Annotated in this window: 20 protein-coding genes and 1 tRNA gene; 9 read left to right on the forward strand and 12 right to left on the reverse strand. The window is 71.1% G+C overall.

The genetic code is table 11. From position 1 onward, the window contains the following. Window positions 1–7 precede the first annotated feature (7 nt). The gene (locus tag AWQ68_RS36515) at window positions 8–1,240 is read right to left on the reverse strand and encodes a DUF4032 domain-containing protein (RefSeq protein WP_174554186.1); all 1,233 of its coding nucleotides are present in this window, start codon (window positions 1,238–1,240) and stop codon (window positions 8–10) included. A 58-nt stretch (window positions 1,241–1,298) separates the two neighbouring features. Here AWQ68_RS36515 and AWQ68_RS36520 point away from each other — a divergent pair, with 58 nt between their 5' ends. Continuing rightward, entirely contained in the window at window positions 1,299–2,894 is a 1,596-nt protein-coding gene (locus tag AWQ68_RS36520; protein ID WP_066950129.1) for a DUF885 domain-containing protein, read from the forward strand. On the opposite strand, the gene AWQ68_RS36525 is transcribed toward AWQ68_RS36520, so the two are convergent. Continuing rightward, entirely contained in the window at window positions 2,881–3,501 is a 621-nt protein-coding gene (locus AWQ68_RS36525; protein WP_066950132.1) for a class II aldolase/adducin family protein, read from the reverse strand. The two genes, AWQ68_RS36520 and AWQ68_RS36525, sit on opposite strands and share 14 nt — an antisense overlap. Before the next feature lie 263 nt (window positions 3,502–3,764). On the opposite strand from AWQ68_RS36525, the gene ngcE reads away from it, so the two are divergent. From ngcE to AWQ68_RS36545, 4 genes are read left to right on the forward strand one after another with little or no spacing between them, the layout of a single operon-like run. Continuing rightward, window positions 3,765–5,216 carry an N-acetylglucosamine/diacetylchitobiose ABC transporter substrate-binding protein gene (gene ngcE, locus AWQ68_RS36530; RefSeq protein ID WP_066950135.1) on the forward strand — a complete coding sequence of 484 codons (1,452 nt, stop codon included), beginning with the start codon at window positions 3,765–3,767 and terminating at the stop codon, window positions 5,214–5,216. A gap of 4 nt (window positions 5,217–5,220) precedes the next feature. Continuing rightward, complete coding sequence (locus AWQ68_RS36535; RefSeq protein ID WP_245656458.1) at window positions 5,221–6,165, forward strand: carbohydrate ABC transporter permease; 945 nt, start codon at window positions 5,221–5,223, stop codon at window positions 6,163–6,165. Between the two features lie 2 nt (window positions 6,166–6,167). Further along, the gene (locus AWQ68_RS36540) at window positions 6,168–7,031 is read left to right on the forward strand and encodes a carbohydrate ABC transporter permease (protein ID WP_066950138.1); all 864 of its coding nucleotides are present in this window, start codon (window positions 6,168–6,170) and stop codon (window positions 7,029–7,031) included. Window positions 7,032–7,065: 34 nt separating this feature from the next. After that, window positions 7,066–7,326, forward strand: a complete 261-nt coding sequence (locus AWQ68_RS36545; RefSeq protein WP_066950140.1) for a 4a-hydroxytetrahydrobiopterin dehydratase — start codon at window positions 7,066–7,068, stop codon at window positions 7,324–7,326. A 3-nt stretch (window positions 7,327–7,329) separates the two neighbouring features. Here the strand turns inward: AWQ68_RS36545 and AWQ68_RS36550 are convergent, their stop codons facing one another. Beyond that, the gene (locus tag AWQ68_RS36550; protein ID WP_066950143.1) at window positions 7,330–8,163 is read right to left on the reverse strand and encodes a spermidine synthase; all 834 of its coding nucleotides are present in this window, start codon (window positions 8,161–8,163) and stop codon (window positions 7,330–7,332) included. Window positions 8,164–8,224: 61 nt separating this feature from the next. On the opposite strand from AWQ68_RS36550, the gene AWQ68_RS36555 reads away from it, so the two are divergent. Together AWQ68_RS36555 and lat are read left to right on the forward strand one after the other, a co-directional pair. Continuing rightward, the gene (locus AWQ68_RS36555) at window positions 8,225–9,886 is read left to right on the forward strand and encodes a penicillin-binding transpeptidase domain-containing protein (RefSeq protein WP_157546323.1); all 1,662 of its coding nucleotides are present in this window, start codon (window positions 8,225–8,227) and stop codon (window positions 9,884–9,886) included. A gap of 133 nt (window positions 9,887–10,019) precedes the next feature. Beyond that, on the forward strand, window positions 10,020–11,300 hold the full coding sequence (gene lat, locus AWQ68_RS36560) for an L-lysine 6-transaminase (protein ID WP_066950146.1): 1,281 nt from the start codon (window positions 10,020–10,022) through the stop codon (window positions 11,298–11,300). Window positions 11,301–11,312: 12 nt separating this feature from the next. Here the strand turns inward: lat and AWQ68_RS36565 are convergent, their stop codons facing one another. The 3 genes from AWQ68_RS36565 to AWQ68_RS36575 all read right to left on the reverse strand — a co-directional run bounded on the left by AWQ68_RS36565 (window position 11,313) and on the right by AWQ68_RS36575 (window position 12,490). Beyond that, window positions 11,313–11,528, reverse strand: a complete 216-nt coding sequence (locus AWQ68_RS36565) for a helix-turn-helix domain-containing protein (protein WP_066950149.1) — start codon at window positions 11,526–11,528, stop codon at window positions 11,313–11,315. Between the two features lie 156 nt (window positions 11,529–11,684). Further along, window positions 11,685–11,757 (reverse strand) — tRNA-His (locus AWQ68_RS36570). 76 nt (window positions 11,758–11,833) lie between these two features. After that, window positions 11,834–12,490, reverse strand: a complete 657-nt coding sequence (locus tag AWQ68_RS36575) for a TetR/AcrR family transcriptional regulator (protein ID WP_066950152.1) — start codon at window positions 12,488–12,490, stop codon at window positions 11,834–11,836. A gap of 73 nt (window positions 12,491–12,563) precedes the next feature. Here AWQ68_RS36575 and AWQ68_RS36580 point away from each other — a divergent pair, with 73 nt between their 5' ends. Further along, window positions 12,564–13,160, forward strand: a complete 597-nt coding sequence (locus AWQ68_RS36580) for a peroxiredoxin-like family protein (protein ID WP_245656460.1) — start codon at window positions 12,564–12,566, stop codon at window positions 13,158–13,160. 7 nt (window positions 13,161–13,167) lie between these two features. Here the strand turns inward: AWQ68_RS36580 and orn are convergent, their stop codons facing one another. The 5 genes from orn to AWQ68_RS36605 all read right to left on the reverse strand — a co-directional run bounded on the left by orn (window position 13,168) and on the right by AWQ68_RS36605 (window position 18,729). After that, complete coding sequence (gene orn / locus AWQ68_RS36585; protein ID WP_066950154.1) at window positions 13,168–13,764, reverse strand: oligoribonuclease; 597 nt, start codon at window positions 13,762–13,764, stop codon at window positions 13,168–13,170. Between the two features lie 22 nt (window positions 13,765–13,786). Next, entirely contained in the window at window positions 13,787–14,809 is a 1,023-nt protein-coding gene (locus AWQ68_RS43165; RefSeq protein WP_066950156.1) for a DUF2510 domain-containing protein, read from the reverse strand. A gap of 227 nt (window positions 14,810–15,036) precedes the next feature. After that, entirely contained in the window at window positions 15,037–16,410 is a 1,374-nt protein-coding gene (locus AWQ68_RS36595; RefSeq protein ID WP_066950160.1) for a protein kinase family protein, read from the reverse strand. Next, window positions 16,411–18,000, reverse strand: coding sequence for a serine/threonine-protein kinase (locus AWQ68_RS36600; protein ID WP_066950163.1), 1,590 nt, complete (start codon window positions 17,998–18,000; stop codon window positions 16,411–16,413). A 90-nt stretch (window positions 18,001–18,090) separates the two neighbouring features. After that, complete coding sequence (locus tag AWQ68_RS36605; protein ID WP_066950166.1) at window positions 18,091–18,729, reverse strand: pyridoxamine 5'-phosphate oxidase family protein; 639 nt, start codon at window positions 18,727–18,729, stop codon at window positions 18,091–18,093. A 35-nt stretch (window positions 18,730–18,764) separates the two neighbouring features. On the opposite strand from AWQ68_RS36605, the gene pdxR reads away from it, so the two are divergent. Then, window positions 18,765–20,183 carry a MocR-like pyridoxine biosynthesis transcription factor PdxR gene (gene pdxR, locus AWQ68_RS36610; RefSeq protein ID WP_066950169.1) on the forward strand — a complete coding sequence of 473 codons (1,419 nt, stop codon included), beginning with the start codon at window positions 18,765–18,767 and terminating at the stop codon, window positions 20,181–20,183. A 152-nt stretch (window positions 20,184–20,335) separates the two neighbouring features. Here the strand turns inward: pdxR and AWQ68_RS36615 are convergent, their stop codons facing one another. After that, a complete protein-coding gene (locus tag AWQ68_RS36615; RefSeq protein ID WP_174554187.1) occupies window positions 20,336–20,878 on the reverse strand; it encodes a hypothetical protein in 543 nt (180 codons plus the stop codon). Window positions 20,879–20,990 lie beyond the last annotated feature (112 nt).

The following is a 20,990-nucleotide window of genomic DNA, read 5'->3' on the forward strand; positions in this document are numbered from 1 at the left end:
TCCGAGTTCAGGGGGACAGCGGGTCGGCGCCGGAGTCGATGATCACCGCGTTCTCGTCCGGTTTGAACACCAGGACGTTCTCGACGTACGACCGGAGCGCGGCCTCGAGGCCCACGTCCGCCCCGGCCGCCTCGGACATGAACCAGCGGTGGTCGAGCACCTCGTGGAAGAGCTGGGCCGGTTCCAGCTTGCGCCGCAGCTCGGCCGGGATCCCGTTCACCACCGGCTGGAAGACCTCGGCCAGCCAGTGGTGCGCGACGATCGCCTCGTCCTCGTGGCGCAGGCCGCGCGACACACGGAACGCGTCGAGGTCGTTCAGCAGCCGCCTGGCCTGGTTCTCCTCCGCGTCCAGGCCGGTCAGCCTGAGCAGGCGGCGCTGGTGGTGCCCGGCGTCCACGACCTTGGGGCGGACGATCAGCCGTCCGGTCCCCGCCTTCCTGCGCACCATCATCTCGGCGACGCAGAAGCCGAGCGAGTTCAACCGCCTGATCCGCTGGTCCACCCGGTGCCAGTCGACGTCCTCGATGATCTCGTCGGAGTTCAGCTCGTTCCACAGCCGCTCGTACCGCTCGACGAGCTGGTCGGCGAACGCGAGCGGGTCGATCGACGGGTGCAGCAGCTCGCCGGCCTCCAGATCGAGCAGCTCGCCGTAGATGTTGACGTGCGCGACGTCGATGTCGTGGGTCCGCTGCCCCTCGCTGATCATCGGATGCAGCTCGCCGGTCTCGGCGTCCACCAGGTACGCCGCGAACTCCCCGGCGTCCCGCCGGAACAGGGTGTTGGACAGTGAACAGTCCCCCCAGTAGAAGCCGGTCAGGTGGAGCCGTACGAGCAGGACCACCAGGGCGTCCAGCAGGCGGGTCAGCGTGTCGGGCCGGACCGAGCCCGACAGCACGGCCCGGTAGGGGAGGGAGAACTGCAGGTGCCGGGTGATCAGCGCGGAGTCCAGCTCCGTGCCGTCCGCGGCGGTGCGCCCGGTGACGACCGCGACCGGTTCGACGGACGGGGCGTCCAGCCGGGCCAGGTCCCACAGCAGCTTGTACTCCCGCCTGGCGTACCGCTCGCTGATCTCCTTGATGGCGTAGACCCGCCCGGACGCCCGGGCGAACCTGACGACATGCCGGGAGATGCCGCGCGGCAGGGCCACGAAATGGTGCTCGGGCCACTTCTCCAGAGGGATGTCCCACGGCAGCCGGATCAGGTCGGGGTCGCCGGGGGTGCCGATCATCTGCAGGGGCACCGTTCGCTCCTCGTTGAGGGGGATTCGTGATCCAGTGTCGCGGATAGAGTCCTTGAGCATGACACTGCTGGACGAGTTCATCGGTTGGTACTTCGAGGAGAACCCGGTCCGGGCCGCGCTGCTCGGAGCCGAGGGATATGACCACACGCTCGGTGACTTCACCGAGGCCGCCTTCATCGCGAGGGAACGCGGCGCCGAGCGCTGGCTGGAACGGCTCTCCGCCGAACGCGTCCCCGGCGAGACCGCGGGGGATGAGATCGACCGCGAGCTGGTCCTCTCCCAGCTGCGCGGGGCGGTGGCGAGCGCCCGCTGGCCGGAGTGGCGGCGCGATCCCGCGCCCTACGTGAACGCGATCTTCGGCGCCCTGTTCACACCGTTCCAGCAGCGGCTGAAGCCGGAGGCCGAGCTGGTCGAGAGCGCCCTCGCCCGGCTCGCCGAGGTGCCCGCGGTGCTCGCCGCCTGCCGCGCGAACCTCGCCCCCGACCTCGCGGCCGACCTGCTCGTCGCCCGCGGCCTGGGCCAGGCACGTACGGCGCGGCGCTTCCTCACCGAGACCGTCCCCGGCCTGGTGGCGGACCCGGTGCTGCGGGCCCGGCTGGCGGCGGCGGCCGAGCCGGCCGCGGCGGCGTTCGACGACTTCGTCTCCTTCCTTGAGGGCTTCACCGCGGGCGGCACCTGGCGCATGGGCGAGGAGCTCTACTCCACGCTGCTGCGCGAGCGGGAGATGCTCGGGTACGGCGCGGCCGAGCTGCACGAGAAGGGCCGCCGCGCGTGGGACGAGATCGACGCCCGGATGCGCGAGGTCGCGCCGCGCGTGGGCTCCGGCGAGTGGGGCGAGGACTGGCGGGCGGCGATGGAGTCGCTCATGGACGACCACCCCGAGACGCTGGAGGACATGCGCGCCGAGTACGAGGCCGAGACGCTGCGCGCCCGCGACTTCGTCCGCGAGCGCGGCCTGGTGACCTTCCCGGAGGGGGAGGAGTGCCAGGTGCTGCCGTCGCCGGAGTTCCAGCGGCCCATCCTGGCCGTGGCCAGCTACCTGGCGCCGCCGCCGCTCAGCGCGTCGAGGTCGGGCGTGTTCTTCGTCCCGTTCACGCCGGAGGACTTCACCCCCGAGCAGGTACGGCAGCGCCTGCGCACCAACTGCCGGGCGCAGATGCCGTCGATCGCCGTCCACGAGGCGTACCCGGGGCACCACTGGCACCTGGGGTGGATGGCGGCCAACCCGAGGAAGGTGCGCAAGATCTTCCGCACGCCGTACTTCACCGAGGGCTGGGCGCTGTACGTCGAGGGCGTGCTGCACGAGCAGGGGTACTTCGACACCCCGGCGACCGAGCTGGCCCACCTGGACTGCCGGATCTTCCGGGCCGCCCGGATGGTCGTGGACACAGCCCTGCACTGCGGCGACATGACGATCGAGGAGGCCGAGACGTTCATGGCGACCAAGGCGTCACTGTCGCCGGGCACGGCCAAGGGCGAGGTTAACCGCTACTGCGCGTGGCCGACCCAGGCGCCGTCCTACCTCACCGGCGCGCTGGAGATCCGGCGGATCCGGGACGACTACGCCGGCGACCTGCGCAAGTTCCACGACGAGATCGCCGGGAGCGGCGGGCTTCCGCTCGGCCTGGCCCGCCGTACGGTCATCCCGGGCTGAACGCCCGCTCGACCACCGCGGCGAGTTGCTCGTCGGTGAGGACGGTGGGGGTGCCGACGCCGAGCGCCCGCACGTAGACCTCGCACAGCCATTCGAGCAGGCGGGTCGCCTCGAACGCCTTCTCCAGGGTCGGTCCGATGGTGACCCCGCCGTGGTTGGCGAGCAGCGCGGCCTGCTTGCCGGCCAGCGCGGCGCGCACGTGCTCGGCCAGCTCGGGCGTGCCGTACGTGGCGTACGGGGCGACACGGACCGCGCCCCCGAGCAGCAGCGCGTTGTAGTGGATCGGCGGCAGCTCGGTCGCGGTGGTCGCGACCACCGTCGCGAAGACCGAGTGGGTGTGCACGAGGGCCCGCGCGTCAGTGGAGGCGTAGATGGCCAGGTGCATCGGCGTCTCCGACGACGGCCGCGTGTCGCCCTCGACGGGGTGGCCCTCCATGTCGAGGATCGGGCAGTCCTCCGGGTTGAGCCGGTCGAGCGCCACCCCGGAGGGGGTGACCGCCACGAGGTCGCCCTTGCGGACGCTCAGGTTGCCCGAGGTCCCGATGACCAGGCCCAGCTTGGCCGCTTTATGGCCGTACTCGCACAATTCCCGGCGAAGATCCCACATGCCGGACAACTTACTGCCTCTCCCCGTGGGCGCGGTCGATCGTGACGCTGGTCTATACCAGACCTGATCGGATGATCCTACTTTTGGTAAGGCCTTTTAGCTGCTCAAACGTCGATATAACCTCCGAATGACGGCTGAAGGTGATCCCGGTCGGATCACAGATTGGTCTAGACCGACCGTGGACTCTTGACGCGATTCTCGGCTCGCCGTACGTTCCAGCAACGTTTAGGAAACTTTCCTAACTGTCCCCCCAGGAGAGTTGGATGACCAACACGCCTCGCGAGATCACCCGGCGCCAGATGATGCACCGTCTCGGCCTCACCGCTCTCGTCGCCGGCCCCGCGGCCGGCCTGCTCAGCGCCTGCGCCACCTCCGGCGGCGGGAGCACCGCCGAGCCGACCGCCTCCGCCGCCGGCGGCGCGGCGACGTCGGCGTCCAACCCGTTCGGCGTCAAGGCGGACGCTCCCCTCGAAGTGGTCATCTTCAAGGGCGCCTACGGCGACGAGTACGCGACCAAGTCGCACGAGCCGCTGTACGCCAAGGAGTTCCCGAAGGCGAAGATCACTCACCAGGGCATCCAGACGATCGCGCAGACCCTCACGCCGCGCTTCGCCGGCGGCGACGTGCCCGACGTGGTGAACAACTCCGGCACCGACAACCTGGACACCGGCTCCCTCGTCGCGGCGGGGCAGCTCCTCGACCTGACCCCGCTCTACGAGGCGCCGTCGATCGACGACCCGAGCAAGAAGGTCAAGGACACCCTCGTCCCCGGCACGATCGAGTCCGGCCTGGTCGGCGACCCCGCCAAGCCGTACCTCCTCAACTACGTCTACACCGCGTACGGCCTCTGGTACGACGCCAAGCTCTTCGAGAAGGAGGGCTGGACCCCTCCGAAGACGTTCGACGAGTTCAAGACCCTCGCCGACAAGATCAAGGCCAAGGGCATCGCCCCGTACGCTTACGCCGGCAAGAACGCCTCGTACTACCAGTACTGGATGATCCTGATCAGCGCGGCGAAGATCGGCGGCAACCAGGTCCTGATCGACATCGACAATCTCGCCGACGGCGCCTGGACCAACGACGCCGTCAAGCAGGCGGCGGCGGCCTGGGCCGAGATCGGCAAGTACATGGACAAGTCCTACGAGGGCCTGATCCACACCGAGGTGCAGACCCAGCAGAACCAGGGCAAGGTCGCGCTCTACCCCTCCGGCTCCTGGCTGGAGCCCGAGCAGGCCAAGGACACCCCGGCCGGCTTCGAGTACGCCATGGCGCCCACCCCGTCGGTCAGCGCGTCCGACGCCATGCCGTACGAGGCGATCCGGGCCATCGCCGGCGAGCCGTACGTCCTCCCGGCCAAGGGCAAGAACGTCAACGGCGGCCTGGAGTACATGCGCGTCATGCTCTCAAAGGAGGCGGCCAAGGCCTTCACCGAGAAGACCAAGAGCCTCACCGTCGTGGTCGGCGCCACCGAGGGCCTCACGCTGTCGCCCGGCACCGAGAGCGTGGTGGCCGCCCAGTCGGCCGCCGGCGCCAACGTGGTGACCTGGTCCAGCTTCGAGCAGTGGTACAAGGAGCTGGAGACCGAGCTGCGCAAGCAGACCAACGCGCTCATGTTCGGCCGCATCACCGCCGACCAGTTCTGCGCCAACATGCAGAAGGCCGCGGACAAGACCAAGGCCGACAGCTCGGTCACCAAGCAGAAGCGGACCGCGTGATCCCATGCGGCATGGCAAGCTGTCTTCGGCCTCGCCGATGGCGCTGAGGCGGTACGGGTTCATCCTGTCCTTCCTCGCGGCGCCGCTGGTCCTCTACGTCGTCTTCGTGATCGCGCCGTACGTCCAGGCGTTCCAGATCGCGCTGACCAACTGGAAGGGCATCTCCCCGGACTTCGACTACGTCGGCTTCGAGAACTTCGGGAAGATGTTCGCCGACGACGTCTTCTGGCAGGCGGTGCGCCATCACGGGCTGTTGCTGCTCGTCATGCCGCTGGCCACCATCGCCATCGCGCTGTTCTTCTCGTTCCTCCTCAATATCGGGGGCGGGCAGGCGAACGGGCGGCGCACCGGTGTGCGGGGGGCGGCCTTCTACAAGATCGTGTTCTTCTTCCCGCAGGTCCTCGCCGTCGCCATCGTCGGCGTGCTGTTCCAGGCGATCCTGCGCCCGGACAAGACCGGCGTGGTCAACAACGCCCTCGGGGCCGTGGGGATCGACCCCGTGGGCTGGCTGATCAACCCCGACCTGGCCCTGTGGACCATCATGGGCGTGATGGTCTGGCAGGCCGTCGGCTTCTACGTCGTGCTCTTCTCGGCCGGCATGTCGTCCATCCCGTCGGAGGTGTTCGAGGCGGCGGCGCTGGACGGGGCGGGACGGTTCACGCTCTTCTTCAAGATCACCCTGCCGCTGCTCTGGGACACCCTGCAGGTCGGCTGGGTCTATCTCGGCATCGCCGCGTTCGACGGGTTCGCCCTGGTCCAGGTTCTCTCCGTGGACCGGGGTGGCCCCGACAACGCGACCACGGTGCTGCCGCTGGAGATCTGGCGCCAGGCGTTCACCTTCTCCAAGTACGGCTACGCCTCCGCGATGGGCGTCGCCCTGTTCTTCCTGACCCTGACGTTCGCCGTCCTCACCCTGCGGGTCACGCGGCGCGAGAGGATCGAGTTCTAGACATGACACGTCCCCCGCAGCGCACGGGCGGCCGGGTCGGCGTCTTCGGCGCGCTGTCGCACCTGGCCCTGGTCGTCTGGGCGATCCTGGTGATCTTCCCGATCATCTGGACGTTCCTCGGCTCCTTCAAGACCAACACGGAGATCTTCGGCGAGCACCCCCTGGGGCTGCCGGCGACCTTCCACTGGGACGCCTGGGGCCGCGCCTGGGCCAAGGCCCACATCGGCCAGTACATGGTCAACACCGTGATCGTGGTGGCCCTGTCCACCTTCTTCACGATGCTGCTCAGCTCGATGGCGGCGTACGTGCTGGCCCGGTACCGGTTCTTCGGCAGCAAGGTGATCTATCTGCTGTTCGTCTCCGGCCTGTCGTTCCCGGTCTTCCTCGCGCTGGTCCCGCTGTTCCTCACGGTGAAGAACCTCGGCCTGCTCGGCACGCACACCGGCGTGGTCATCGTCTACGTCGCGTACTCGCTGCCGTTCTCGGTGTTCTTCCTGACCGCGTTCTTCAAGACGCTGCCGACCTCGGTGGCCGAGGCCGCGATGATGGACGGCGCCTCGCACACGCGCACGTTCTTCCAGGTCATGCTGCCGATGGCGAAACCCGGCCTGATCAGCATCACGATCTTCAACATCCTGGGTCAGTGGAACCAGTACCTGCTGCCGATCGTGCTGCTGCCGGGCAACGCCGAGGACAAGTGGCTGATCACCCAGGGCATCGCCAACATCTCCACCAACGCCGGCTACGAGGCCGACTGGGCGGGGCTGTTCGCGGCGCTCAGCATGGCGATCATCCCGATGCTGATCGTCTACATCGTCTTCCAGCGGCAGATCCAGTCGGGGCTCACCGCGGGCGCGCTCAAATAGCGCGGCGGTCGCCTCTCGTGATCTCCTTGTCCGCATGGGCGAACCGACCACGTGGCAGACCGACGGCGACACGATCCGCAGGACCGTGACCGCCCCCGATTTCCGCACCGCCATCGCGATCGTGAACGAGATCGCGGAGGAGGCGGAGAAGATGAACCACCATCCCGACATCGACATCAGGTGGCGCACCCTGCACCTCGCGCTCACCACGCACGACGCGGGCGGCCTGACCGAGCTGGACTACACGCTCGCCGCCCGCATCGACGAGATCGCGGCCGCCCACGGGGCGAGCTGACCGTCAGTCGAAGAGGCCGGGCGGCGGCACGGGCGAGATGACCGGTTCGCCGTCCCTGATCGGGGCGGCGCCGGCGACGAAGTTCGTCAGCTCCCTGCCGTACAGGCAGCGGGCCTGGGTCAGGCCGCCCGCCGCCCGGCGGGTGACCGCCTCGATCGGCAGCTCGGCCGGGGACGCCGCCACGATCAGGTTGCCGAAGCGCCGTCCCCGGAGGATGCCGGGCTCGGCCAGCAGCAGCACGTGGCGGAACGCGCCGAGCACGGTGGCGAGCAGCCGCCGGGCGAACGGCAGGCCCTTCCCGTCGGCCACGTTGATCAGCAGCGTGCCGCCGGGGCGCAGGACCCGCCGCACCTCGGCGAGGTATTCGGCGGTGGCCAGCTCGGCCGGCATGACCGCGCCGGAGAAGGCGTCGAGTACGAACAGGTCCGCGGACGCGCCGTCCAGCCCGGCCGCGGCCGCCCGCCCGTCGAGCACCCGCACCTTCAGCCGGGGCACCGACTTCAGCCGGAGCTGCTCGCGGACGAGCCGGACCAGCTCGGCGTCCGGTTCGATCACGATGTGCCGGGAGCCGGGCCGGGTCGCGGCGAGGTAGCGGGGCAGCGTGCAGGCCCCGCCCCCGACGTGTACGGCGTCGAGCGGCCCCTCGGGGAGGCAGCCGATCACCTCGGCCATCAGCCGGACGTAGTCGAAGTCGAGGTAGGTCGGATCGGCCAGGTCCACGTACGACTGAGCGACGCCGTTCATGACGAGCATCCACCCGTCCGGCCGGTCGAGGTCCCGCAGGAGCTCCACCTCGCCATACGTCACGGGATAGCGGCCCTGCGCCGGTTCTCTCAACCTTTTGCTCCCTTTGCGTGGTATATCGGGGGGAGCACTCCGACCCCCCAGGAGAAACCGTATGCGCAGACGAGCGCTGCTCGCCCTCGTCGGGGTGGTCGTCGCCATCATCGTCACGAGCGTCACCGGGCTCGTTCTGCAGGGGAAGGACGAGGCCGGGACCGGCCCCCAGACGCGGCTCGTGATCGATGGTTCGACGCCGCCCCCGCCCGCCCCCGACGAGGGACCGGTCGAGGGGCAGGTCGAGGGACAGGTCGAGGGCACGCCGGAGGAGACGGCCCGCACCTACCTGAGCGACTGGGCGACCGGCGACTACGAGTCGATGCGCGAACTCGTGGACGAGCCGCCCTCCGGCTTCGCCGACCGGCACCGGCAGCTCGACGACGCCCTCTCCGCCCGGGTCGTACGGCTCACGCCCGGCAAGGTCATCAGGACCGGGGAGCAGACGGCCGAGATGCGCTTCACCGGGGCGCGGAAGGTGGCCGGATACGGCGGCACCTGGGACTTCGCCTCGACGCTGCGCCTGGCCGTCCGGGACCTGAGCTGGAAGGTGCTGTGGACCCCGGCCGTGATGCACCCCGACCTGGCCGAGGGAGGCGAGCTGGTCCGGGTCGACAAGCAGGTGTCCGCCGCGCGGTTCCTCACCAAGGAGGGGCACGCGTTCCCGCACGAGAACTACGCCGAGCCGTACCTCGCGGAGCTCGGCACGCGGATCCCGCAGCCGCCCTCCGGCACGGAGGTGGGGTGGACCATCGAGCTGCGGAACCCGGCCCAGCCGCCCCGGGTCCTGCTGGAGAAGAAGGCGAAGGCGGCGGAGGGGACCAGGACCACGGTCGAGGCGTTCACCCAGGCGGCCGCGGCCCGGGCGCTCGACCCCGTCCAGCAGCCGGCCGCGATCGTCGCGGTGCGGGCGTCCACCGGCGAGGTGGCCGCGGTGGCCGACCGCCTGGGCGGCAGGGAGGCGTTCACCGGGAAGTACGCCCCGGGCTCCACCTTCAAGACGGTCACCGCCGCCGCGCTGCTCGACGGCGGGCTGAACGCCGACTCCCAGGTCCCCTGCCCGGCGAAGTACACGATCCCGAACGGGCGGACGATCGACAACTACCAGGACAAGGACCACGGAAGCGTCACGCTCCGGCAGGCGTACGCGCTGTCGTGCAACACGACGTTCGCACAGCTCGCGGTGCAGCTCGTGAGCGCCGACCGGCTGATGGAGAAGGCGGCCGCCTTCGGTTTCGGCGCCCGCCTCGCCACCGGCGTCGGCGGCGCCTGCGGCAGCCTGAATCGACCGGAGAACTCGGACGCGCTCGCGGAGGACTCGTTCGGCCAGGGCACGGTGGAGGCGAGCACGCTGTGCATGGCGAGCGTCGCGGCGGCCGTGCAGAGCGGCGCCTGGCATCCGCCGCGGCTGCTCCCGGCCGACGTGGCGGAGCGGATCGAGGGGCACGCCCAGCCCGCCAGCGTGCCGCTGAACGACACGGTGGTGGCCGGGCTCCGGTCGCTGATGGGCGCGGTGACGACCGAGGGGACCGCGGCCGGATCCGAGCTGCCCGAGGGCGTCTCCGGCAAGACCGGCACCGCGGAGGACTGGCAGGGCGGCCCGGACCACGCCTGGTTCATCGGATACAAGGGCGACCTCGCGTTCGCCGTGTTCGTGAAGCACGGCGGCACCGGGCGCAACGCGGCGGTTCCGATCGCCGCGCGTTTCCTGCGTGCCCTGTGAGACGGATGTTCTACGGCCGATGTGCCCAGGAGGTAGTAAAACGTTCTCCAGGAGGTTCATTCGACGGGAAAGTCTTCACATTCGACCCCGGTCGTGAGGGAATCGTGTTGTCCCGGCTCAATGTGGAGGCGATATGGACCCGAACGCCGTGCACGACGTTCTCGCCCGGCACCTGCTCGTCGACGGCTTCCGACTGGTGCTCGATCTGGACAGGAGCGCGGGCTCCTGGCTGGTCGACGCGCGCGACGGCCGGAGATACCTCGACTTCTACACGTTCTTCGCCTCGTCGCCGCTGGGGATGAACCCCTTTGACGACGACCCCGAGTTCATGGCCCTGCTCGCGCGCGTGGCCGCCAACAAGCCCGCCAACCCCGACCTCTACACCACTCACCTCGCCGAGTTCACCGAGACCTTCCACCGGGTGCTCGGCGACCCCGAACTGCCGCACCTGTTCTTCGTCGAGGGCGGCGCGCTGGCCGTCGAGAACGCGCTGAAGTGCGCCTTCGACTGGAAGAGCCGCTGGAATGAGGCCCACGGCCGCCACCCCGGCCTCGGCACCAAGGTCCTCCACCTCACCCGCGCCTTCCACGGCCGTAGCGGCTACACGCTCTCCCTCACCAACACCGACCCGGTGAAGACCGACCGCTTCCCCAAGTTCCCCTGGCCCCGCATCGACGTGCCCGCCGTCCACTTCGGCGACGTGGAGGCCGCGGAGCGGCGCTCCCTGGCCCAGGCGCGCGACGCCTTCGCCCGCAACCCCCACGACATCGCCTGCTTCATCGCCGAGCCGGTCCAGGGCGAGGGCGGCGACAACCACATGCGTCCCGAGTTCCTCCAGGCGATGCAGGACCTCTGCCACGAGTACGACGCGCTCTTCATCGTGGACGAGGTCCAGACCGGCGTCGGGCTGACCGGCACCCCCTGGGCGTACCAGCAGTTCGGCCTGGCGCCCGACATCGTGGTCTTCGCCAAGAAGGTCCAGGTGGGCGGGGTGATGGCTGGCCGCAGGGTGGATCTGGTCCCCGACAACGTCTTCAACGTCAGCGGCCGGATCAACTCGACCTGGGGCGGCGGGCTGGTCGACATGGTGCGCTCGCGCCGGATGCTGGAGATCATCGAGCGCGACGAGCTGATCCCGAAGGCCGCGATCATGGGCGAGAAACTGCTCTCCGGGCTGCAGACCCTGGAGGCCGAGGGTCTCGTCGCGAACGCGCGGGGCCGCGGCCTCATGTGCGCGTTCGACGTGCCCGACCGGGCCGATGTGATCGCCCGGCTGCGCGACGAGGGCGAGGCCGGGGTGCTGGTGCTCCCGTCCGGCGAGCGGTCGGTACGGCTCCGCCCGGCACTGTCGGTGCAGCCGGACGAGCTGGAGTACGGCCTGGACCGCCTCCGCGAGGTCCTCAAACCGAGCTGACCGGGGCCGGCCTCAGTCGCCGGTCGAGTCCCGCCAGCGGCCGATCGCCGCGTTCCGCGACTCCACGCCGAGCTTGGCGTAGATGCGGTTGACGTGGTTCTTCACCGTCTTCTCGCTGAGGAAGAGGCGCTGCGCGATCTCACCGTTGGAGTGACCCACGGCGATGAGGTCCATGACCTCGGTTTCGCGTTTGCTCAGGCTCAAGCGGGTGCGGTCGTCGACTCTCATCCGGCCTCCCGGGCAGAATCAAGATCGCCGAGGCCCCCGCGCGTCCGGCGTAGCGGTCGAGAGCGAGCATAACGCGCATGGGTCATTTTTGTGGATCATTCGCGTTGCGCCGCCACAAAAGCCGACGGCCGGTCCTTTCGGACCGGCCGTCTTCCGGGTGAGTGATGGGACTTGAACCCACGACATCCAGGACCACAACCTGGCGCTCTGCCAGCTGAGCTACACCCACCATGTCCGCCGCGCTCAGCGGCGTACGAGAAAAGTGTAGCGGTATTTCGGAGTCGTCATGTCGCACCGCGCGGCGTTCACCGATTCGTCACCTCCGGGCCGGCTTCTGCGGCTTCGTCGAGCGAGGCGCGCAGGCCCAGCAGGAGGATGTGGAGGCCGCCCCGGAACTCGTCCCCGGCGCCGATCTCCCGTGCCCCGTGCGCGGTCTCGGCCAGCAGGGGGTGGGCCTCGGGCGACAGCCGCGCCATCGCCTCCGTGCCCGCGCCGGACAGCGGCCCGAGGTGGTCCATCTGGATAGAGCCGATCAGATGGCCCAGCAGGCAGCGGAGCGCGACCGCCCGCCGGTCTCCGGTGAACCCCGCGGCGGTCAGCACGCCGAGGACGGCCTCCGCCCAGCGCAGCACGCTCGCCGAGGTGTGGCGGTGGGTCAGGGTCAGCGGCACGACCTGCGGGTGTGCGGCGACGGCGTCGCGGGCGCGCTCGACCAGCACCGTGAGTTGCTCGTTCCATGGAAGGTCCGGTGGCGGTGTCGTGTCGACGGCCGAGAGCACGAGATCGACGACGAGCCCCTCCAACTGCTCGCGGTCGCTGACGTAGCGGTACAGCGACATCGTGCCCAGGCCGAGCCGGACCGCGACGGCGCGCATCGAGAGCGCGGCGAGCCCGTCGTGGTCGATGACCGCGAGGGCGGCGGCGGCGATGTCCGTTTCGGAGAAGGAGCGGGGTCGGGGCACGAGTTGACAGCGTACAACATACGCTCATAACGTCCGTAGGCGTACGTCATACGCCTACGGAGAGGAGAGGGCGTTGGCGCGATACGGGGGTCCCGGACGGATCACGGCAGGCGCGACGATCACGCAGCGGTGGTGGACCGCCGTCTCGGGGGAGGCGGTCCCGATCCCGGACGCCGACCGGCTGGTCCACCTTCAGTTCCGGCGGTTCGCCGGCTGTCCCGTCTGCAACCTGCACCTGCGCTCGGTGGCGGCGCGGCACGACGAGATCGCGGCCGCGGGCGTGCGCGAGGTGGTGGTCTTCCACTCGACGGCGGAGACGCTGCGGCCGCATACGGCGGAGCTGCCGTTCGCGGTCGTCGCGGATCCGGGCAGGCGGCTGTACCGCGAGTTCGGCGTCGAGTCCGCGCTCCGCGCCCTGCTCGACCCGCGTGTCTGGGGCCGGGTGGTGTACGGAGTGCTCCGCGATCTCGGTCCCGTCCTGCGCGGGCGGCGGCCGGCGCCGTCACTCAATCCCGAGGGCGGGCGTCTCGGGCTGCCGGCCGACTTCCTGATCGCACCCGACGGCCGCGTGGTCGCGGTGAAGTACGGCGACCACGCCTACGATCAGTGGCCGGTGGACGAGATCCTCGCGCTCGCCCGTGCGGAGCGCGAGGACCCGGCCAGGACCTGAGAACCGGTCAGTCGGTGGAGACGGCCTCGGCGACCTCGCGTGCCGTGGCCGTGTCGGGGCCCGGCGGCGGCACGAAGACGGCCGCGCGGTAGTAGCGGAGCTCCCGGATGCTCTCGGTGATGTCCGCCAGCGCGCGGTGGCCGCCCTGTTTCTCTGGGGAGGCGAAGTAGGCCCGCGGGTACCACCGGCGGGCCAGCTCCTTGATGGAGGAGACGTCGATCATGCGGTAGTGCAGGAAGCCGTCCACGAGCGGCATGTCCCTGGCGATGAACGAGCGGTCCGTGGCGATCGAGTTGCCGCACAGCGGGGCCTTCTTGGGCTCGCGGATGTGGGTCCGGATGTACTCCAGGACGATGGTCTCCGCCTCCGCCAGCGTCACCCCGGTGGGAAGGGCGCTCAGCAGACCCGAGGTGGTGTGCATGTCGCGCACCACCTCGGACATCTGGGCCAGGGCCTCGGGCGGGGGCTTGATGACGACGTCCACGCCCTCGTCAAGCTGGTTCAGCTCACCGTCGGTGACGATACAGGCCACCTCGACGAGCGCGTCACGGCCGAGGTCGAGCCCGGTCATCTCACAGTCGATCCAGACCAGCAGGTCAGTCATGGGACCCAGAGTAGTAGGGCGTTCAACTCACTTGGAGGGAGTCCACCACCTGCTGGAGCACCGACTGGTCGAGATTGTCGGGCACCGAGGCGTAGACCAGGGCCGGCTGCTGCCCCGCACCCCGGTCCACCAGGATGAACGCGCCCTTCTCCGTCTTGAACTTCCAGCCGTTGCGCTGGGACTCCTCGGTGAAGTCCATCTCGAACTCGGTCATCCAGGCGTCGCGGCCGCTCACCTTGATCGCCTTGTTGCTCACGATCTTGCGCGTGTGCTGGGGCGAGTAGAAGAACGGCTCGTACGCGGCCAGCACCCCGCTGGTGAGGTTGCGCAGGTCCTGCGGGCCGCTGTACGGGAAGAACTCGGGCAGCGGAGCGGCGAAGACCGAGGCGACCCAGTCGCCGTTCTTGCCGTCGAAGTTCTGCTGGGAGAGGGCCTCGTAGCCGCTCGACCACAGCGGCATCCTCTGGTTGTTCGGGTTGTTGATGTCCGCCGCCTTCGGCACCGCCCACGGGTCGCCCGGGAAGGCGTACGACAGTCCGGTGACGGGGTCGGAGATCCGGCCGTCCGACGGCTGCGGCAGCTCGGGGAGCTGCTGCGCGGGCGGCTCCGTCTCCTGGGGAGGGACGGTGTGGTCGAGCGGGGGCGCCGTCGTCTCCGTGTTGGTCCCTGCGACCGCGCCGCCGCTCTGGCCGCGGAAGAGGAACAGCCCGGCGGCGGCCACCAGGGCGAGCACGATGACGACCGAGAGCCCGCCCAGCAGCCATGGCCACGGTGACGACTGCTTCGGCGGCGGCGTCCCGAAGCCGGGGAGGGGGTACTGGGCGGTCTGGGGCGCGGAGCCCCACTGCGGGCCGCCGGCCTGGGTCGGGAAATCGCCTTCGTTGCCGCCCTGCGCGCCGCCGGGAACGGTCTGCCCGGCCTCCGGCTGGGCGCCGCCCGGCTGCTCCCTGGAATGCGTCGCGTCGGTCCACTGGGACCCGTCCCACCACCGCAACAGAGGAGAGCCGTACGGATCCGGATACCAGCCGGCGGGCGTCGTCGTCATGCGGGCCACATTAGCAATCCCGCATCTGTTCATGAGATTGCCGGAAAACGTCGGCTTTCTGTGATGTTGCTGTCAGTTCGCGGGAAAGTGCGGTCAAATCGCGGTCACCCGGGCGCGCCGTTTCAGCACCGGAGTTCAAGCACCAGGGTTCACGCAGCGGGTTCACCCACCGTGTTTCCGCACGGTGTTGCTGCAGGTGTTTCCGCAGGTGGTGTCCGCATCGGGTTTCAGCACCGGTACGAGAAGGACGCCTTGTCCTGGAGCGGCTTTCCCGAGGCGGTCGGCGACAGGACGCGCAACGTGGCCACGCCCTTGAAACGGCCGGACCCCGTCACCTCCCAGCGCAGCGGGAGCTCGACCGACGTGTCCCCCGAGAGCACGTTCTGCTCGCGCTCCGGCATCCGCACGCCGTCGCTGCGCAGCCAGACGTACCGGATGCTGCCCGCGCCGCCGTTGGTGGTCACCGTGCCGACGAGCGTGGCCGTGCCGTCGCAGGCGATCGCCTTCTTGGGGCCGCGCACGTCCACCTTCTCGGCCAGCACGTCCGCGGCCGGCTGGAAGCGCAGCCACAGGATGACCACCGCGAGGAGTATGGCGAGGAGCACCGATCCCGCCCACGCGCCCCGCCGGCCGCGCCGCCCACCGCGCCGCCCACCGCGCCGCCCACCGCGCCGGGCCGGCCCGGCGCTCCGGTCCACATCGCCGGCGAACTGCGTGGTCGTCCCGGAACGCCAGATCTGCGCCGCCGTCGTGTCGGCGGGAACGCCGGGACCGAAGCGCATGACGACGTCGTCCGCGGCGGCCGTACCGGGGATCCCCAGCAGGGTGACGGCGTCACCGATCTCGTCCGCCGCCGGGGCGGGTTCCGGAGCGGCCGAGGACCACAGGTGGAGCGTGCGGACCAGCGGCTCCCTGGTCGTGTGGCTCTGGGTGATCGGGTCGCCCACGGCGAGGAGGACGTCGCGGGCGGCGGCGAGCCCGTGGGCCGTGGCGACCGCCGCCGCGCGCTCGAACAGGCCGGCCGAGCCGTCGTCCGCCCAGCTCGCGGCGAGCCCCCTGGCGAGCTCGGCCCAGGCCGCGACGTCCCGCTCCGGCGACGCGGGCGCACCGCGCAGCGCCTGCAGCAGGCCGCGCTCCGCGAGCAGGGCCGTGCCGTCCCCCGCGATCACGATCGTGCCGGGGTGCGGCGCGCCGTGGGCGAGCCCGGCCGCGTGCAGGTCGAGCAGGGTCCGCGCGGTGTCGGCCAGGATCGCCGCCACCGCGCCGGAGCCGGGGGAGGGGACGCCCCTGCGGTACACCTCGGTGAGCAGGTCGGCGAGCGCGGGAACGGGCGCGCCGTCCGTGATGAGCCAGATGTCGCCGCGCGCGGTGACGAGGTCGGCGACCGGGAGCAGCCCGGTGCTTCCGGCGAGGTGGCGGTCGGCGGTCACGGCGGCGACCAGCCGTTCGCGGGCCGCGGGCGCGGCCACCAGGGCGGGGTCGAACCGCAGCACGCCCGATGGCGTTCCGGCGGGGGAGACCGCCTCGCTCCAGATGCCGATCTCGCCGGACCGGGCGCGTCCGGTCAGCCGGTGCCCCGCGACGGAACCGCCGTCATCCATCTATCGCCGCCTCCGATGCCGTCCCGTCATCCTCTTCACGGCCAGTGTGGCGGGAACGAGGCCGGTCGTCACCAGGCCCAGGGCGAACGCCCCCATCGAGGCGGTGGGCACGGGCGCGGAGGTGAGCCGGGGAGTCTCCTGCGGCGTCTCCGTGGGGCGGCCCGTGTCCGTCGGCGCGGACGTGGGCGAGGAGGTCGTGGGGGTGCTCTGCGGCCGGGTCGGCGTGGACCCCAAGTCCGGGAGGTCGGGGATGTTCACCGTGTCGTCCGGCTGCGGGCTCGACTGACTCGGCCGGGGACGCGGGCGGGTGGGCGTCCGCGAGGGCGTCGGCCTCCTGCTCGGCGACGGCTTCGCCGACGGGACCGTCGGCGGGGTGGTCCTGACCGTGGGCTGGACGCTGGGCGAGGGGGAGGGGGTGGGGGTGGGGGTGGGCGTCTGCGACGGTGACGGCGACGCGTCGGGTGTCACCTCCACGACCGGTTCGTCCTCGTCGTCGATGCCGAGGTCCAGGGGCGTGCTGCTGGGGGAATCGACCGTCGTGTGGGCCTGCAGCTTGGCGCCGCCGAACGACCCGACGAGCGCGGCCGTGCCGCCGCCGACCAGCGCCACCGAGACCGCGACCAGGCCGATCCTGATGCTGAGCTTGGTGAACCGGTTGCCGGCGAGGTGCGTCTCGGCGAGCGCCGTGGCGGCCTCGGGCGTCTCCTCGGCCAGCGGGAAGAACGGGAGCAGCAGGCCGGCGAGGGCGGCCAGGCGCCGCCGTCCCCGCTCCTCCCAGGCGGGCCCGTACGCCTCGGTGGCGACGGTCTCCAGCTCACGCAGGAACGCCTCCGCCGACGAGGGCCGGTCGGCCGGGTTCTTGGCCATGCCGCGCTCGATGAGCGCCTGGAGGGCCTGCGGCACCTCCTCGACCGGCGGGGGCGTGGACTGGTGCTGGCGGGCGAGCGCGGGCAGGCTCTGCGCCCGGAACGGCCGGGTTCCGGTGAGGCACTCGAAGAAGACCACGGTCGCGGCGTACACGTCGGTGGCCCGGCTCGCCGAGCTGCCCGACCACTGCTCCGGCGCCATGTACGGCGGGGTGCCGGCCGCGCTCACCCCCTCGCCGGCCCGCGCGGCGATGCCGAAGTCGACCAGCTTGCTCATGCCGTCGGCCGTGACGATCACGTTCTCCGGCTTGTAGTCGCGATGGACCACTCCGACGGAGTGCGCGGCGGCGAGCCCGAGCAGCGAGCCCTTCAACACCGTGAGCGCGGCCTCCGGCCCGGTAGGCCCTTCCGAGCGGAGCATCGCGCGCAGCGAGACGCCGTCGACCAGTTCCATCACGATGGCGGCGCCGAGCGGCGCCTCGATGTACTCGTAGAACCGCGCCGCGTGCGGACTGGGCTCCATGAGCGCGAGGAGGTGCGCCTCCTGGCGGAAGCGGCCGACGAAGTTGAGGTCGGAGCGCAGCGCGTCGGACAGGTATTTGATCGCCACCTGTATGCCGTCGGCGTCGTGCCTGGCGAGCACGACCCGGCCGCCGCCCCCCGTGCCCAGCTCGCGAATCTCGGTGTATCCGGGGGCACTCCAGGCGCCCGTCTGCCCGTACATCAGGTCTCCTCATCGGCGCATGACGAGACCGTAGCTTAGTGATTGATCACTAAATAAGACGAAAAGTCGTGAAACTCGGTCACAAACCCGTCATGACCTGCCGAGAACGTGCTCCGGGACGGGAATGCCGGGGGTCAGCCTCGGGTCGGGCTCCGGTTCGCCCCAGACGCTCCGCAGCGGCAGCACCCCCGCCCAGATCGGCAGGGCGTAGTCCTCCTCGTCGTCCACCGGCGGGCCCTGCCGTACCTTGACGGACGCCTCCTCCAGGGAGAGGGCGAGCACGGCGGTGGCGGCGAGCTCCTTCCTGGTCGGCGGCCGGACCGCGTCCCACTGGCCGGGGGCGATCCGCTCGGTGACCGCGCGCAGGCCGTCGAGCCGCTCGCCGTCGTCCTCGACCTCCCGGGCCAGGCCGTAGACCATCGCCGAGCGGTAGTTCACCGAGTGGTGGAACGCCGACCGCGCCAGGACGACGCCGTCCAGGTGGGTGACGGTCACGCAGACCGGCGCGGCCCATGCGGCGCGCAGCGAGGCGGCCCCGGTGGAGCCGTGGAGGTACAGCGTCTCGCCGATCCGGCCGTACCCGGTGGGGATCACTCTCGGCGCCCCGTCCACCAGGACGCCCAGGTGGCAGATGAGCCCGGCGTCCAGCACGGCGTACAGGTCGGCGCGGTCGGTGCGGGCACGGTCCTTGCCGCGCTTGAGGACGGTCCGGGGTGTTGTGGAAAGCATGTCCGTTACGTTAGGGGCCGAGTGGACCGCTGCACATGGCCACTTCCGGGGATGAATGGGGGACCACTTTGCGGGCGCACGTCGACCTTCCGCTGGTCGTGGACCGGCTCTCGCCCGTCGCGCTCGCCGCGCAGGTGACCGACCAACTCCGGGACGCCATGCGCGGCGGGGCGCTGCGGGCGGGCGAGCGGCTGCCGTCCAGCCGCGCGCTGGCCACGCTGCTCGGCGTCAGCCGTACGGTCGTGACCGACGCCTACCAGCAGCTCTACGCCGAGGGCTGGCTCGACGGCAGGCGCGGCTCCGGCACGTACGTCGCCGATGTCACGATATTTCCGGATTTGGTGAGGCCGCTGGAGCCGAGGATCCCGTGGGATCCGACGGACCCCTTCGAACCCGCCGGGCCGGATCTGCTGGACCTGCGCCCGGGACGGCCCTGGGTGCTCGGGTACGACGTCGCCGTGTGGCGCCGGGCCTGGCGCGACGCCGGGGACGCGCCACCCGGCGACACCCCGGATCCCCGCGGGCACCCCGACCTGCGCGCCCTGCTCGCCGACCACCTCCGCCGGGCGCGCGCCGTACCGGCCGGGCCGGAGAACGTGCTGGTCACCCGCGGCACCGGGCACGGGCTCGACCTCTTCGCCGCGTCCCTCCTCCGGCCCGGCGCCCGCGCGGGGGTGGAGGAGCCCGGCTACCGCGTGGCCAGGAACGTCCTGCGGGCGCGCGGCGCCGAGATCGTGCCGTGCCCCGTGGACGACCAGGGCGTGATCGTGGACGAGCTGCCGGACGACCTGGACGTGCTGTACACCACTCCGGCCCACCAGTTCCCGCTCGGCGGACGGCTGCCCATGGCCCGGCGCGAACGGCTCCTCGCCTGGGCCCGCCGCACCGGCGCGGTCATCGTGGAGGACGACTACGACGCGGAGTTCCGCTACGACGTCGCGCCGCTGCCCGCGCTTTACGGGCTCGACCCCGCGCGGGTCGTGCTGCTCGGCACCCTGTCGAAGTCGCTCAGCCCCGACGTGGGGCTCGGCTGGCTGGTGGCCGCGCCGGAGCTGCTCGCGCGGGTCGCCGAACGCAGGACGCTGCTCGGCGACCGCACCTCCGGCCCGGTGCAGCGCGCGGTCACGACCCTGCTGCGGCGCGGCGACCTGGACCGGCACCTGCGCCGGATGCGCCTGGAGTACGCGCGCCGGCGGGCGGCGGTCGTCGAGACGCTCGGGCCGCTGGTGAAGGGCGACACCGCCGGCCTGCACGTCCTCGTCGAGCTGCCCGAGGACGCGGTCGGCCCGCTCGTGGAGGAGGCGCGGGCGCGTGGCGTGCTGCTCGACACCACCGCCCGGCACCACCACGGGCCGATCCGGGTCCACGGCCTCGTCCTGGGGTACGGCTCCGCGTCGCTGGCGGATCTCCGGCGCGGCTGCGCCGTCATCCGGGAGCTGGCCCGCGATCTCTGATGGGGTGTCCACGACCCGGGTGGGTCACTTCGCCGGAGGGAACCTGCGGGCCTCGCGAATGCCCGCTTCGCCGGGCCTCGCTCCCTTCCGCTCCGCTCCCTCGATCCCGGTGAACGCCCGCGGACAGCGCACCCGCGGGGCTCCCGGCCCGCTCAGATGACCCGTTCGAGCATGCGGAACTCCTCCCGCGGGCGGGGCAGCTCGAACGGCGGCACGCTCTCGCCGGTGATGCGGTTCACGTCGATCCCGCCGGGGTCGCCCTCCACCGTCCCCGGCACCTGCGAGTGGCCGAAGTGGCCGCCGCGCGCCCAGAGGCGGCGGCTGCGCTCGGCCGCCAGCGAGTGCGGCGAGGGCAGCGGAGGCCCGGCCGGCCAGCGGCGGGGGACCCGCCAGGCGTCCAGCCAGGTCAGGATGTCGTCCAGACCGTCCAGCTTCCCGTCGGTGAAGGGACGCTCCACCGAGCCGAGCACGCGGATCTGCACGCACACCCGTCCCTCACGTCCCCGATCGCCCGGCAGTCCGCAGGCCGCGCGCGTGGGGGGAAGCGACTGGGCGATCTCGCCGGTCACGGGATTCCAGACCAGGTGGGCGGGACACCCGAGCTGGATCATGCGTTGGGCGGCGGACTTGGCCGACACCGCGAGAGGGTCGGTCGGCCAGATGAACCAGACGGCCCTCGGAACTCCGCCGATCATGGGGCCGGAGTCCTCGGGAGCGGGAATTCGGCTGGCGCCGGGCATCCATGCGTGGGCCACTGTGCCCCCTCAATCTTCGATCGCCCTGATTTCTCCCCTTATGCGCCGGAGC

The organism is Microtetraspora fusca (genome assembly GCF_001570365.1).
In the GTDB taxonomy this organism is placed as follows: domain Bacteria; phylum Actinomycetota; class Actinomycetes; order Streptosporangiales; family Streptosporangiaceae; genus Microtetraspora; species Microtetraspora fusca.